This window comes from Arthrobacter sp. Alg241-R88 (assembly GCF_900537115.1).
Taxonomy (GTDB): Bacteria; Actinomycetota; Actinomycetes; order Actinomycetales; family Micrococcaceae; genus Arthrobacter.
In genome coordinates, this window is record NZ_UNRG01000001.1 from 502962 (window position 1) to 516074 (window position 13113).

Below are 13113 nucleotides of genomic sequence, written 5' to 3' on the forward strand. Positions count from 1 at the left end.
CGGCGGTGCCGCGGTTTCCTGCCCACGTGGCATCCAGGGTGGGCCAAAAGGCTGCCGTGCGTGACGCCGTCGTCCCCCCTCGACGCTCTCTCACTTAACGCCTGTTTTTGGCCGACGCTCTCTCACTTCTCCCAGAAAAGTGAGAGAGCGCTGGCCAAAAAGGCGCATTAAGTGAGAGAGCGTCCCAGCGTGCGGGAGGTGGTGGGGCTTACGACGGCGGTGGCGCGTCCTGGGGGAGTGGCACCCAGAGCGGGACAAAAGGCTGAGGTGCGTGACGCCGTCGTCCGTCTTGCGGGGGAGCGCCGGCGGTGATATGGGGATGGGCGGAAAACGTGCTAGGATATTGAGTTTGTATGGCGCCTTCAGTGTGCCGACATCAACCTCGTAAACAAGCGTGCCACGGCATAGTGCCCCCTTGCGCCCAGGATCTCCTGGACCGGATGGGAGCAACTGCTTCTGGCACGGGCGTTTAGGCCTGGTCTGGCAAAATCCAGGCAGGTCAAGAGACACCCCGATCAACCGTTCCGCAAGGCTCATTCCGTAGGAAGATTTTCGGTCTGAGAACCGGCGCGACGCAAGGAGTAAATAGTGATTCAGCAGGAGTCGCGACTCAAGGTCGCCGACAACACGGGTGCTAAGGAAATCCTTACCATTCGCGTTCTCGGTGGATCCGGCCGTCGCTACGCAGGCATCGGTGACGTCATTGTCGCCACCGTCAAGGATGCAATCCCCGGCGGCAACGTAAAGAAGGGCGATGTTGTTAAGGCAGTCATCGTCCGTACCAAGAAGGAACGCCGCCGTGCGGATGGTTCCTACATCAAGTTTGACGAGAACGCAGCTGTGATCCTGAAGGGCGACGGTGACCCCCGCGGTACCCGTATCTTCGGACCGGTTGGTCGTGAACTGCGTGACAAGAAGTTCATGAAGATCGTTTCTCTGGCTCCGGAGGTGCTCTAGTCCATGGCTAAGATCAAGAAGGGTGACCTGGTTCAGGTCATCACTGGCGCCAAGGCTGAGCGCGGCGGCGACCGCGGCAAGCAGGGCAAGGTCCTGCGCGTGTTCCCCGAGACCAACCGCGTGCTGGTCGAAGGCATCAACCGCGTAACCAAGCACACCAAGGTCGGTCAGTCGCAGCGCGGCACCAAGACCGGTGGCATCGAAGTTGTTGAAGCTTCGATCCACATCTCCAACGTGGCTCTGGTTGACCCGTCCACCAAGAAGCCCACCCGCGTCGGTTTCCGCACCGAGACCGTAGAGCGCAATGGCGTGAAGCGTGAAGTGCGCGTGCGCGTGGCCAAGAGCTCAGGGAAGGACATCTAATGACTGAGACTCTCGAGACTCCGGCAACGAAGATCGTTCCTCGTCTGAAGACCAAGTACGCCGATTCCATCAAGAGCACGCTCATCGAGGAATTCAAGTACGAAAACGTCAACCAGGTTCCGCGCCTCGTGAAGGTCGTTGTGAACATGGGTGTTGGAGATGCCGCCAAGGACTCCAAGCTGATCGACGGCGCTGTCCGCGACCTCACCCAGATCACCGGCCAGAAGCCGCAGGTAACCAAGGCCCGTAAGTCGATCGCTCAGTTCAAGCTGCGCGAAGGCATGCCCATCGGTGCACACGCCACACTCCGTGGCGACCGCATGTGGGAATTCCTGGACCGTCTGGTCACCCTCGCACTGCCCCGTATCAGGGACTTCCGTGGTCTCTCCGGCAAGCAGTTCGACGGTAACGGCAACTACACCTTCGGTCTGACCGAGCAGGTTATGTTCCACGAGATCGACCAGGACAAGATCGACCGCGTCCGCGGTATGGACATCACGGTTGTCACCACTGCCAAGACCGATGACGAAGGCCGCGCGCTGCTCAAGGCGCTTGGTTTCCCGTTCAAGGCCGAAGATTAATCTAACTACGTAAAAGGTCCGGCGGTCCGGCTCCTGAATCCGTTCAGGCAAGCAGCACCGCGGAAACCGTTATGAGGAAGGGCAAGAGCCCACAATGACAATGACAGATCCTGTCGCAGACATGCTTACGCGTCTGCGCAATGCAAACTCGGCATACCACGATTCCGTGTCCATGCCGTACAGCAAGCTCAAGGCACGCGTTGCTGACATCCTCAAGGCCGAAGGCTTCATTGCCGGCTGGAAGGAAGAAGACGCTGAGGTTGGCAAGAAGCTGACCATCGAGCTCAAGTTCGGACCGAACCGCGAGCGTTCAATCGCTGGTGTTCGTCGTATTTCCAAGCCGGGACTGCGCGTTTACGCAAAGTCCACCAACCTGCCGCACGTGCTGGGTGGCCTGGGTGTCGCAATCCTGTCCACCTCTTCCGGCCTCCTGACTGACAAGCAGGCCGGCAAGAAGGGCGTGGGCGGCGAAGTCCTCGCTTACGTCTGGTAACGGGAAAGGAAGAGAATAATGTCACGTATTGGACGTCTCCCCATCACCGTTCCTGCCGGCGTTGAGGTCAAGGTTGACGGCTCTGTCGTCAGCGTCAAGGGTTCCAAGGGCGAGCTGAACCACACTGTGGCCAGCCCGATCGAGGTCACCCTGGATGCAGACACCCTGACTGTCGCCCGCCCGAACGACGAGCGCGCCTCCCGTTCACTCCACGGCCTGACCCGCACCCTGATCTCCAACATGATCGAGGGCGTTACCAAGGGCTACGAGAAGAAGCTTGAAATCGTCGGTACCGGTTACCGCGTTCAGGCCAAGGGATCTGACCTTGAGTTCGCTCTCGGCTTCAGCCACCCGGTCAATGTCTCCGCACCGGAGGGCATCACCTTTGCAGTTGAGACCCCGACCAAGCTCTCTGTTTCAGGTATCAACAAGCAGCAGGTCGGCGAGGTTGCTGCCAACATTCGCAAGCTGCGGAAGCCGGACCCCTACAAGGGCAAGGGCATCCGTTACGCCGGCGAAGTCATCCGCCGCAAGGTCGGAAAGGCTGGTAAGTAACCATGGCCATCTCAATTAACAAGAAGCGTACGAACAAGAGCAAGTCTGCCCAGCGCAGCCGCCGCCAGCTTCGTATCCGTAAGCGCATCTCCGGTACGGCTGTACGTCCTCGTCTGGTCGTCAACCGTTCCGCACGCCACGTATTCGTCCAGGTTGTCGATGACACCAAGGGCCTGACCGTAGCGAGCGCCTCCACTCTGGAAGCCGACCTTCGTGCATTCGACGGCGACAAGACTGCCAAGGCCAAGCGCGTTGGCGAACTCGTCGCAGAGCGTGCCAAGGCTGCCGGTATCGAAGCTGTTGTCTTCGACCGCGGTGGTAACAAGTACCACGGCCGGATCGCCGCCGTCGCTGACGGTGCACGTGAAGGTGGGCTGTCACTGTGACGGAAGCAAACAAGGAAAAGGACACTGTGTCTGCAGATCAGAAGGCTACCGAAGCCGTAGCTGCCGCTGAGACCACTGCCCCCGCAGCTGCCGACGACCGCCGTGGTGGCGCTCGTCGCGGTGAGCGTGGCGACCGTGGCCAGGGCCGCGGCGACCGTGGTGGCCGTGGCGGCCGCGACGGCGGCCGTGAAGCCGAGAAGAGCCAGTTCGTAGAGCGCGTTGTCACCATCAACCGCGTCTCCAAGGTGGTCAAGGGTGGTCGTCGCTTCAGCTTCACCGCTCTGGTCGTCGTCGGTGACGGCAACGGCATGGTCGGCGTTGGCTACGGCAAGGCTAAGGAAGTTCCTGCCGCTATCGCGAAGGGCGTTGAAGAGGCCAAGAAGTCCTTCTTCCGCGTTCCCCGCGTTGGCAGCACCATCCCGCACCGCGTCCAGGGTGAGGCTGCCGCAGGCGTCGTTATGCTGCGTCCGGCTTCCGCCGGTACCGGTGTTATCGCCGGTGGCCCGGTCCGTGCAGTACTGGAGTGCGTGGGCATCCACGACATCCTCTCCAAGTCGCTCGGTTCCTCCAACGCCATCAACATCGTTCACGCGACTGTTGATGCCCTGAAGCGCCTCGAAGAGCCGGCAGCAGTGGCAGCACGCCGCGGCCTGCCCCTCGACGAGATCGCTCCGCCGGCACTGGTGAAGGCTCTCCTGAATTCGAAGGCGGGTGTCTAGTTATGGCTAAGAACCTGATTCCCTCCGACGTCCAGTTGGAGATCACTCAGATCAAGTCCGCCATTGGCGGCAAGCAGAACCAGCGCGACACCCTGCGGTCGCTCGGCCTGAAGCGGATCGGACACACCGTTGTCCGCACCGCCGACGCCGTCACCGTGGGAATGCTCAACACGGTTCCGCACCTGGTACAGGTAGAGGAGGCGAAGTAAATGGCAGAGAACACTGCTGACAAGGCACAGAGCGCCGCTGCTGAGAAGCAGAACGCCCTGAAGGTTCACCACCTGCGTCCCGCCCCGGGTGCCAAGACCGCCAAGACCCGTGTTGGTCGTGGTGAAGGCTCCAAGGGTAAGACCGCCGGTCGTGGCACCAAGGGTACTGCAGCCCGCTACCAGGTCAAGGCTGGCTTTGCCGGCGGCCAGCTGCCGCTGCACATGCGCCTGCCGAAGCTGCGCGGCTTCAAGAACCCGTTCCGGGTTGAGTTCCAGGTTGTAAACCTGGACAAGCTCAACGAGCTGTTCCCGGAAGGTGGCGCAGTCACCGTGGAGAACCTGGTCGAAAAGGGTGCCGTTCGCAAGAACCAGCCCGTCAAGGTGCTGGGCACCGGCGACATCACCGTCAAGGTTGACGTCACCGCCCATGCATTCTCGGCCAGCGCCGCTGAAAAGATTGCTGCAGCAGGCGGAAGCACCACCGCTCTCTAGAGCCGGTGGGCGCCAAGCCCGTTGTTGAACTCCCGGTATCCGGGGCCCAGGCCCTGGAGACCGGGAGTTTTTCACATCCGCCGGGCGTATTTTTCCCGCCACCCGCCGCATGCGCGCTTTCCCGGATTGTTCGCATGGCGCATCCAACCGTTAGACTCGGTTGTTGGGATTTATAGATCCCCATCACAACTCTTATTAACACCACCAGGAGGACGCTTGCTTAGCGCATTTGGCCGGGCCTTTCGCACGCCTGATCTGCGACGCAAGTTGTTGTTCACGCTGGGAATCATCACCATCTTCCGCTTGGGTGCTTTCATTCCCTCGCCAGGTGTGGACTACCAGAATGTCCAGCAATGCTTGCAGAACGGTCAGACCGCAGGTGGCCTGTACCAGCTCGTTAACCTGTTCAGCGGCGGCGCGTTGCTCCAGGTGTCCATCTTTGCCCTCGGCATCATGCCGTACATCACGGCAAGCATCATCGTCCAGCTGCTCCGGGTGGTCATTCCCCGGTTCCAGCAGCTCTACGAAGAGGGCGCGTCCGGGCAGTCCAAGCTGACCCAGTACACGCGGTACCTCACCATCGCGCTGGGCCTGCTGAACGCCACCACGCTGGTCTCCCTGGCGCGGTCCGGGCAGCTTCTTCCCGGCTGCAACCTGCCGATCATCCCGGACACCAGTGTGATCACCACCATCCTGATCATCATCACCCTGACAGCCGGCACCGGACTGATCATGTGGATGGGCGAGCTCGTCACCGAGAAGGGCGTGGGCAACGGTATGTCCCTGCTCATCTTTACGTCCATCGCCGCCACGTTCCCCACCTCCCTCGGCGCCATCTGGAGCTCGCAGGGTCCCGGAACGTTCTTTATGGTCCTCGCCATCGGCCTGCTGACCGTGGCCCTGGTGGTCTTCGTTGAGCAGTCCCAGCGCCGCGTGCCCGTGCAGTACGCCAAGCGCATGATCGGCCGCCGCACCGTGGGAGGTACCAGCACGTACATCCCCATCAAGGTCAACATGGCCGGTGTTATCCCCGTGATCTTCGCTTCCTCCATGCTGTACCTGCCGGGCCTGATCTCCCAGTTCAACCAGCCGCGGCAAGGCGAGCAGATCCAGCCTTGGGTGGAATGGATCAACAACAACCTGGTCCGCGGTGACCAGCCCATCTACATGGTGCTTTACTTCGCCATGATCGTTTTCTTCACCTACTTCTACGTCGCGATCACCTTCAACCCTGAAGAGGTCTCGGACAACATGAAGAAGTACGGCGGCTTCATTCCAGGTATCCGCGCGGGCAAACCGACCGCTGACTACCTGCAGTACGTGCTGTCCCGGATCACCCTGCCAGGCGCCCTGTACCTGGGCTTCGTGGCGCTGATTCCGCTGGTGGCACTGGTACTGATCAACGCGAACCAGAACTTCCCGTTCGGTGGCACCTCGATCCTGATCATGGTGGGCGTTGGCCTGGAGACCGTCAAGCAGATTGATGCGCAGCTACAACAACGTCACTACGAAGGGCTTTTGCGATGACGAGAATGCTGATTATTGGACCTCCCGGTTCCGGAAAAGGAACGCAGGCAGAGCGGATCTCGGAGCGCCTCGGCGTTGTGGCGATCTCCACCGGCGATATCTTCCGTGCAAACGTAAAGGGCGAAACGCCGCTTGGCATTGAAGCCAAGAAGTACATGGACGCCGGCGACTTTGTTCCGGACAGCGTGACCAACAAGATGGTGCGCGACCGCCTGAGCGAGTCCGACGTCGAAAACGGCTTCCTCCTGGACGGCTACCCCCGCACCACGGCGCAGGTGGACTACCTCGACGAGATCCTTGCCAAGGGCGAAGAGAAGCTCGACGTCGTCCTGCAGCTGACTGCCGACGACGAGGAATTGGTACACCGCCTCCTGGGCCGGGCCAAGGAAACGGGCCGGAGTGACGACAACGAAGCCGTCATCCGCCACCGCCTGGACCTGTACCACGAGCAGACCGAAGCCGTGGTGGCCAAGTATGCCGAGCGCGGCATCCTCACCCAGGTGGACGGGATCGGCCCCATCGACGAGGTCACGGACCGCGTCATGCAGGCCATCAAGGCCGCACAGGCAGCCTGATCCAGGCAAAGCATTTCCGAGGCTCCTCCCGGTAAACGGGAGGAGCCTCAGCCATTTGAAAGGAAACACCATGGCCTTTGGCCAGCCCCGCATCGAATACAAGACCAACGCCCAAATGCGCACTATGCACGAAGCAGGCCTGGTCCTGAGCCGTGCCCTGGATGCAGCCGTTGCAGCAGCCGTGCCCGGAGTCACCACCAAGCACCTGGACGACGTGTTCGCTGCTGTGCTGAACGAAGCCGGCGCGAAGTCCAACTTCCTCGGCTACCACGGGTTCCCCGCCACTATCTGCACCTCCGTAAATGAGGAGGTGGTGCACGGCATCCCCGGCAGCCGCGTGCTCCGGGATGGCGACATCATCTCGATCGACGGCGGCGCAATTGTGAACGGCTGGCATTCGGACTCGGCGCGCACAGTTATCGTCGGCACCGCGGACCCCGAGGACCAGCGCCTCTCCGACGTCACCCGCGCAGCCATGTGGCGGGGCATCGCCGCGCTGGCCACGGGCAAGCACGTGGGCGACATCGGCGCCGCCATCGATGATTACGTATCCTCCGTGCCGGGCAAGCCGCTGGGCATCCTCGAGGACTATGTGGGCCACGGCATCGGCTCCGAGATGCATATGCCCCCGGACGTACTGAACTACCGCACCAGCCACCGCGGCCCCAAGATCCGCCCGGGCCTTTGCCTGGCGATCGAGCCCATGCTGGTCCGCGGCACCATCGACACAGCCGTGCTCGAGGACGACTGGACCGTCGTCACCACGGACGGCAAGCGCTCCTGCCAGTGGGAGCACTCAGTGGCGGTCCACGACAAGGGCATCTGGGTGCTGTCGGCGCCCGACGGCGGCGCGGAGCACCTGGTGCCCCTCGGCGTCACCCCCGTCCCGATCCCGTAATTTCCACTCGCCCAGCCCAACTAAGTAGCGCCAAGTGTCGTTCTGACCCTTCAAAAGGACACTTGGCGCTACTTAGTTGGGGGAGGGGGAACAATGGGTGCCATGGGAGCAATCACTGACGTGCCGGGCATCCGCGTTGGCCACATCCAAAAGACCGACGCCGGCTGGCTGAGTGGCGTAACGGTGGTCCTGCCCCCGCCGGGCACGGTCGGGTCAGTGGACGTCCAGGGCGGCGGACCGGCCACCCACGAAACGGATGCACTCGATCCCACCACCCTGGTCGGTGCGGTGGACGCCGTGGTGCTGACCGGCGGCAGCGCGTACGGCCTGGTGTCCGCGTCCGGCGCCCAGCGCTGGTGCGAGGAAAACAACCGGGGCTTTGCGGTGCCCGGGGGAGTAGTGCCCATCGTCCCGGCAGCCGCGATCTTCGACCTTGGCCGCGGCGGCAACTTTTCAGCCCGTCCGACGGCGGAGATGGGTTACGCCGCAACCGCCGCCGCCGCCGCGCAAAAGGAAGGGCACGACGTCGGACGCGGCAACGTGGGTGCCGGCACCGGGGCAGTGATCGCCAGGACGTTCAAAGGGGGAGTGGGCACCGCGTCGGCCACCCTCGAGAACGGCGTGGTTGTAGGGGCACTTGCTGTGGTGAATGCACTGGGGCTGCCATTTGACCAGACCAAACCCGAAGTACCAGCGCCGGTGCAAGCAGCCACCACGACGAACACCACACTGGTTGTGGTGGCAGCTAATGCCGTTCTTGATGTGGCCGAGTGCAAACGGACTGCTTCTGCCTCCCATGCCGGGATCGCGCGGGCCCTGAATCCGTCCCATACCCTCGCTGACGGGGACATCGTCTTTTGCCTCTCAACCGGGGCTGTCCCGCTCGACCGCACGGACGAAGCCGCCCGGCAGGTCAGTCTCATTACGCTGCAGAGCGCGGCAGCCGACGTCGTCCGTTTGGCCATCCTCGATGGCGTGGCCAGCGCGGAAGCCGTGAGCACTCCGGCCGGTGATTATGGTGCGTACGGCGCCCGGTAGGTTACTATTGCCGATTTAACTTTTACAGCGATACAGAGTAGTGTTGTTTGTTGGTTGTCTGGACTGCCACGCCCTTTTGGGGCCTGGAACTGACAATCGATCCAACAAAAACGTTCGTGGTCATGCCCGGTGCAATCCGGCAGGACTGCGGCAACAACAGTTAGCGGAGGGTATGGCCAAGAAGGACGGGGTCATTGAGATCGAAGGCGTTGTGACTGAGGCGCTGCCTAACGCGATGTTTCGCGTTGAGCTCACCAACAAGCACATCGTACTGGCACACATCTCTGGAAAGATGCGTCAGCACTACATCAGGATTCTCCCTGAGGACCGCGTAGTGGTGGAGCTGAGCCCGTACGACCTCACCCGTGGTCGTATCGTCTACCGCTACAAGTAAATTGCTGGGCGGCTCAGTGCGAACTGATGTCCGCTCCAGTTGACCAACTGTTACACGCAAAGGAATGCCATGAAGGTCAAGCCGAGCGTCAAGCAGATCTGCGAAAAGTGCAAAGTGATCCGCCGTAATGGCCGGGTCATGGTGATCTGCGAGAACCCGCGCCACAAGCAGCGCCAGGGCTAATTTCCCTTCATCGGGAAATCCTGGGTTGCTAACCCACGCAAGTAAATAAAGGCAGCACAAGCTGATCTGGAACATTGAGCTCGAAAGAGTCCGGACAGCTAACCCCCGGTCGGAGGCTGGGGCCGTACAGAACGTGCGGGTGTACTGCCTACGACCTCCGGTTTATCAAGGAGTACTGCCACTATGGCTCGTCTCGCTGGCGTAGACATTCCCCGCGAAAAGCGGCTGGAAATTGCGCTTACTTACATCTACGGCGTGGGCAAGACCCGTGCACACGAAACCCTGGCTGCCACTGGCATCAGCGCTGACGTTCGCGTCAAGGACCTGACTGATGCACAGCTGGTTGAGCTGCGTGACTACATTGAAGGCAACTACAAGGTTGAGGGTGACCTTCGCCGCGAAGTAGCAGCAGATATCCGCCGCAAGGTTGAAATCGGCAGCTACGAAGGCCTGCGCCACCGCAAGGGCCTGCCCGTACGCGGACAGCGTACGAAGACCAACGCCCGTACCCGCAAGGGCCCGAAGCGCACCGTCGCCGGCAAGAAGAAGGCCCGTTAAAATCCCCGCCGGGATTAACGGACTTTCCCCCGATAACTTTCTGTAGGAGAAATAATGCCCCCGAAGACTCGTGGCGCGGTTCGCAAGCCGCGTAAGAAGGACAAGAAGAATATCGCGCTTGGCCAGGCGCACATCAAGAGCACTTTTAACAACACCATCGTTTCCATCACGGATCCGAGCGGCGCTGTTATCTCTTGGGCTTCCTCAGGTGAGGTTGGCTTCAAGGGCTCGCGTAAGTCCACTCCGTTCGCTGCCCAGATGGCTGCCGAAGCCGCTGCCAAGCGCGCCCAGGAGCACGGCATGCGCAAGGTTGACGTTTTCGTCAAGGGACCGGGATCCGGACGCGAGACCGCGATCCGTTCGCTGCAGGCCGCAGGCCTCGAGGTTGGCTCCATCCAGGACGTCACCCCCGCTGCGCACAACGGCTGCCGCCCGCCGAAGCGCCGCCGCGTCTAAGGCTTTCCACGCCGCATGAGCTTGCCCGGACCGTCGATGGTCCGGGCAAGCCCAGCGCGTTAAGTCTTCAGACCGAATTTCCACCACCTGTGTTGCGTCATATAGCGGATGCTCGCCGAAAGGAAACCTAAGTGCTCATTGCACAGCGCCCCACCCTCTCTGAAGAGGTAGTTTCAGAAAACCGTTCGCGTTTCATCATTGAACCGCTGGAACCGGGCTTCGGCTACACCCTCGGAAACTCCCTCCGCCGTACCCTGCTCTCCTCCATCCCCGGTGCTGCCGTAACCAGCATCCGGATCGATGGCGTGCTGCACGAGTTCACCACGGTTCCGGGTGTCAAGGAAGATGTCACTGAGATCATCCTGAACATCAAGAGCCTCTCGGTTTCCTCCGAGCACGATGAGCCGGTTGTCGCTTACCTGCGCAAGCAGGGCCCCGGAGTCGTCACCGCCGCGGACATCGCTCCGCCGGCCGGCGTCGAATTCCACAACCCGGATCTGCACATTGCCACGCTGAACTCGAAGGGCAAGTTCGAACTCGAGCTGACCATCGAGCGCGGCCGCGGCTACGTTTCGGCAGCTCAGAACAAGTCCGGCGATGCAGAGATCGGCCGTATCCCGGTCGATTCCATCTACTCGCCGGTGCTGAAGGTTACTTTCCGCGTGGAAGCAACCCGTGTTGAGCAGCGCACCGACTTCGACAAGCTGATTGTCGACGTCGAGACCAAGCAGGCCATCGCCCCGCGCGATGCCGTCGCTTCCGCAGGCACCACCCTGGTGGAGCTCTTCGGTCTGGCACGTGAGCTGAACACCGCAGCTGAAGGTATCGAGATTGGCCCGTCGCCCACCGACGCTGCCTTGGCAGCCGACATGGCCCTGCCGATCGAGGATCTGGACCTCACCGTCCGTTCCTACAACTGCCTCAAGCGTGAGGGCATCCACACCGTGGGTGAACTCGTTGCCCGCTCCGAGGCTGACCTGATGGACATCCGCAACTTCGGTGCCAAGTCCATTGACGAGGTCAAGGCAAAGCTGGTTGAACTGGGCCTGTCCCTCAAGGACTCGCCTCCCGGTTTTGACCTCGCAGCACGCGCCGCAGCAATCGAAGAGGACGACGCCGCCTTCGGCGACGACGAACTCTAAACCAGACCTTGGCCGGCGGGCAGGGCACCATGGTGTGCCCGGCCCACGGCTTCCATTTGAGGAGAAACAATTATGCCTACCCCCACTAAGGGTCCGCGCCTCGGAGGCGGCCCGGCTCACGAGCGCCTCATGCTCGCGAACCTGGCAGCATCCCTGTTCGAGCACAAGCGGATCACCACCACGGTCACCAAGGCCAAGCGCCTGAAGCCGTACGCAGAGCGACTGGTGACCTTCGCCAAGCGTGGCGACCTCGCTTCCCGCCGCCGCGTGCTCGGCCTGATCAGCAACAAGGGCGTCGTCCACGAGCTGTTCACCGACATCGCCCAGGCTGTGGAGAACCGCGACGGCGGCTACACCCGCATCACCAAGATCGGCAACCGCAAGGGCGACAACGCTCCCATGGCTGTCATCGAACTGGTTCTCGAGCCGGTTTCCGCTAAGCAGGCCGTAGTTGCTGAGGCTACCGCCGCTGCCAAGCGCGATGCAGACAAGGCTGCTCCGGCTGCCGAGGAAGCTCCCGAGGCTGAGGTTGCCGAGACCGAAGCTGCTGAGGCTCCGGCCGAAGCTCCTGCCGAGGACGCTGCAACTGAAGAGGCTGCAACCGAAGAGGCTCCGGCCGCTGAGGAAGCTCCCGCAGCCGAGGAAAAGGACGCGAAGTAATTCGCTGATTTTCTTCGCTTAGACTTAAGTCTATGAACGACCAAAAACCCGCGGCCCCCGTAATGGGGGGCGGCGGGTTTTTGCGTGTCCGGCTTGATGTGTCTTACGACGGCGGGCCCTTCAGCGGGTGGGCCCTGCAGCCGGGACTCCGGACAGTCCAGGGCGTCCTCGAGGAGGCCCTGCACATGCTCCTCCGGCGTTCCGTCCGTGTGACTGTTGCCGGGCGCACCGACGCCGGCGTGCACGCCCGCGGCCAGGTGGTCCACCTGGCCGTGACGGAAGCCGAGTGGCTGGGCCTGCCGCGCGGGCACGAGCTGGATCCCGCCGTCGCCATGCTCCGCAGGATCCGCGGCGCCCTGAGCCGCGTGCTCGGCGACCTTACCGGCGCTGTGGAGGTGCATCGAATCTCGCTGGCGCCCCCCGGCTTTGATGCCCGTTTCTCGGCACTGTGGCGGCGCTACAGCTACCGCATCGCCGACGGCCCTGCCCTGTGGGACCCGCTTGGCCGGTACTCCACGCTGTGGCACAAGAATCCGCTGGACGTTTCGCTGCTGAACGAGGGTGCTTCCAAGCTCCTGGGGCTCCAGAATTTCCTGTCGTTCTGCAAGCCACGAGAGGGTGCCACCACCATCCGCGAGCTCCAGCGTTTCGAGTTCGCCCGGGCGGAAGACGGCGTCATCGTGGCCACCGTCCAGGCGGACGCCTTCTGCCACAACATGGTGCGCGCCCTGATCGGCTCGGCCTTATACGTGGGGGAGGGCGTGGAGGAACCGGGCTGGCTCCACGAACGGCTGCTCGCCAGGAAGCGGGATGCCAAGTCCGTGCTGGCCGCCCCGCACCCGCTGGTGCTGGAGGAAGTGGCGTACCCGTCCGACGACGAGCTGCTGGCCCGCGCCGAGCTCACCCGGGCGCTGCGGGAGTAAGCCC

Annotated in this window: 21 protein-coding genes; all 21 read left to right on the top strand. The window is 62.3% G+C overall.

Annotated features, from left to right (window positions below):
• Positions 1-171 precede the first annotated feature (171 nt).
• The 21 genes from G6R19_RS02300 to G6R19_RS02400 all read left to right on the top strand — a co-directional run bounded on the left by G6R19_RS02300 (position 172) and on the right by G6R19_RS02400 (position 13109).
• Complete coding sequence (locus G6R19_RS02300; protein WP_163161899.1) at positions 172-312, top strand: hypothetical protein; 141 nt, start codon at positions 172-174, stop codon at positions 310-312.
• A 276-nt stretch (positions 313-588) separates the two neighbouring features.
• The gene (gene rplN, locus G6R19_RS02305; RefSeq protein ID WP_009358299.1) at positions 589-957 is read left to right on the top strand and encodes a 50S ribosomal protein L14; all 369 of its coding nucleotides are present in this window, start codon (positions 589-591) and stop codon (positions 955-957) included.
• Between the two features lie 3 nt (positions 958-960).
• The gene (rplX, locus tag G6R19_RS02310) at positions 961-1320 is read left to right on the top strand and encodes a 50S ribosomal protein L24 (protein ID WP_056626626.1); all 360 of its coding nucleotides are present in this window, start codon (positions 961-963) and stop codon (positions 1318-1320) included.
• Positions 1320-1901, top strand: coding sequence for a 50S ribosomal protein L5 (gene rplE / locus G6R19_RS02315; RefSeq protein WP_163161901.1), 582 nt, complete (start codon positions 1320-1322; stop codon positions 1899-1901). The genes rplX and rplE overlap by 1 nt, the downstream gene beginning before the upstream one ends.
• A 94-nt stretch (positions 1902-1995) precedes the next feature.
• Positions 1996-2394: a 30S ribosomal protein S8 gene (gene rpsH / locus G6R19_RS02320; protein WP_050054318.1), complete on the top strand. Its 399-nt coding sequence runs from the start codon at positions 1996-1998 to the stop codon at positions 2392-2394.
• Positions 2395-2412: 18 nt separating this feature from the next.
• Positions 2413-2949 (top strand): 50S ribosomal protein L6, encoded by a 537-nt coding sequence (gene rplF, locus G6R19_RS02325; RefSeq protein WP_050054319.1) that lies wholly within the window; start codon positions 2413-2415, stop codon positions 2947-2949.
• 2 nt (positions 2950-2951) lie between these two features.
• Positions 2952-3335, top strand: coding sequence for a 50S ribosomal protein L18 (gene rplR / locus G6R19_RS02330; RefSeq protein ID WP_163161903.1), 384 nt, complete (start codon positions 2952-2954; stop codon positions 3333-3335).
• Complete coding sequence (rpsE, locus tag G6R19_RS02335) at positions 3332-4054, top strand: 30S ribosomal protein S5 (RefSeq protein ID WP_163161905.1); 723 nt, start codon at positions 3332-3334, stop codon at positions 4052-4054. Before rplR ends, rpsE begins: the two co-directional genes overlap by 4 nt.
• 2 nt (positions 4055-4056) lie before the next feature.
• A complete protein-coding gene (gene rpmD, locus G6R19_RS02340; protein WP_163161907.1) occupies positions 4057-4263 on the top strand; it encodes a 50S ribosomal protein L30 in 207 nt (68 codons plus the stop codon).
• The gene (gene rplO, locus G6R19_RS02345; protein ID WP_163161909.1) at positions 4264-4755 is read left to right on the top strand and encodes a 50S ribosomal protein L15; all 492 of its coding nucleotides are present in this window, start codon (positions 4264-4266) and stop codon (positions 4753-4755) included. It abuts the gene before it with no gap.
• Between the two features lie 216 nt (positions 4756-4971).
• Positions 4972-6282, top strand: a complete 1311-nt coding sequence (secY, locus tag G6R19_RS02350; protein WP_163161911.1) for a preprotein translocase subunit SecY — start codon at positions 4972-4974, stop codon at positions 6280-6282.
• Positions 6283-6287: 5 nt separating this feature from the next.
• Positions 6288-6857, top strand: a complete 570-nt coding sequence (locus G6R19_RS02355) for an adenylate kinase (RefSeq protein ID WP_205484239.1) — start codon at positions 6288-6290, stop codon at positions 6855-6857.
• Positions 6858-6927: 70 nt separating this feature from the next.
• Positions 6928-7755: a type I methionyl aminopeptidase gene (gene map / locus G6R19_RS02360; protein WP_163161915.1), complete on the top strand. Its 828-nt coding sequence runs from the start codon at positions 6928-6930 to the stop codon at positions 7753-7755.
• A gap of 102 nt (positions 7756-7857) precedes the next feature.
• Positions 7858-8793, top strand: a complete 936-nt coding sequence (locus G6R19_RS02365) for a P1 family peptidase (protein WP_163161917.1) — start codon at positions 7858-7860, stop codon at positions 8791-8793.
• A 172-nt stretch (positions 8794-8965) separates the two neighbouring features.
• The gene (gene infA, locus G6R19_RS02370; RefSeq protein ID WP_009358723.1) at positions 8966-9187 is read left to right on the top strand and encodes a translation initiation factor IF-1; all 222 of its coding nucleotides are present in this window, start codon (positions 8966-8968) and stop codon (positions 9185-9187) included.
• Positions 9188-9256: 69 nt separating this feature from the next.
• Positions 9257-9370, top strand: a complete 114-nt coding sequence (gene rpmJ, locus G6R19_RS02375; RefSeq protein WP_009358722.1) for a 50S ribosomal protein L36 — start codon at positions 9257-9259, stop codon at positions 9368-9370.
• 183 nt (positions 9371-9553) lie between these two features.
• A complete protein-coding gene (gene rpsM, locus G6R19_RS02380) occupies positions 9554-9928 on the top strand; it encodes a 30S ribosomal protein S13 (RefSeq protein ID WP_003803743.1) in 375 nt (124 codons plus the stop codon).
• 54 nt (positions 9929-9982) lie between these two features.
• Entirely contained in the window at positions 9983-10384 is a 402-nt protein-coding gene (gene rpsK / locus G6R19_RS02385; RefSeq protein ID WP_018760435.1) for a 30S ribosomal protein S11, read from the top strand.
• Between the two features lie 131 nt (positions 10385-10515).
• A complete protein-coding gene (locus tag G6R19_RS02390) occupies positions 10516-11526 on the top strand; it encodes a DNA-directed RNA polymerase subunit alpha (protein WP_013601812.1) in 1011 nt (336 codons plus the stop codon).
• A gap of 72 nt (positions 11527-11598) precedes the next feature.
• Positions 11599-12186 carry a 50S ribosomal protein L17 gene (rplQ, locus tag G6R19_RS02395; RefSeq protein WP_163161919.1) on the top strand — a complete coding sequence of 196 codons (588 nt, stop codon included), beginning with the start codon at positions 11599-11601 and terminating at the stop codon, positions 12184-12186.
• Between the two features lie 32 nt (positions 12187-12218).
• The gene (locus G6R19_RS02400) at positions 12219-13109 is read left to right on the top strand and encodes a tRNA pseudouridine synthase A (RefSeq protein WP_205484197.1); all 891 of its coding nucleotides are present in this window, start codon (positions 12219-12221) and stop codon (positions 13107-13109) included.
• Positions 13110-13113 lie beyond the last annotated feature (4 nt).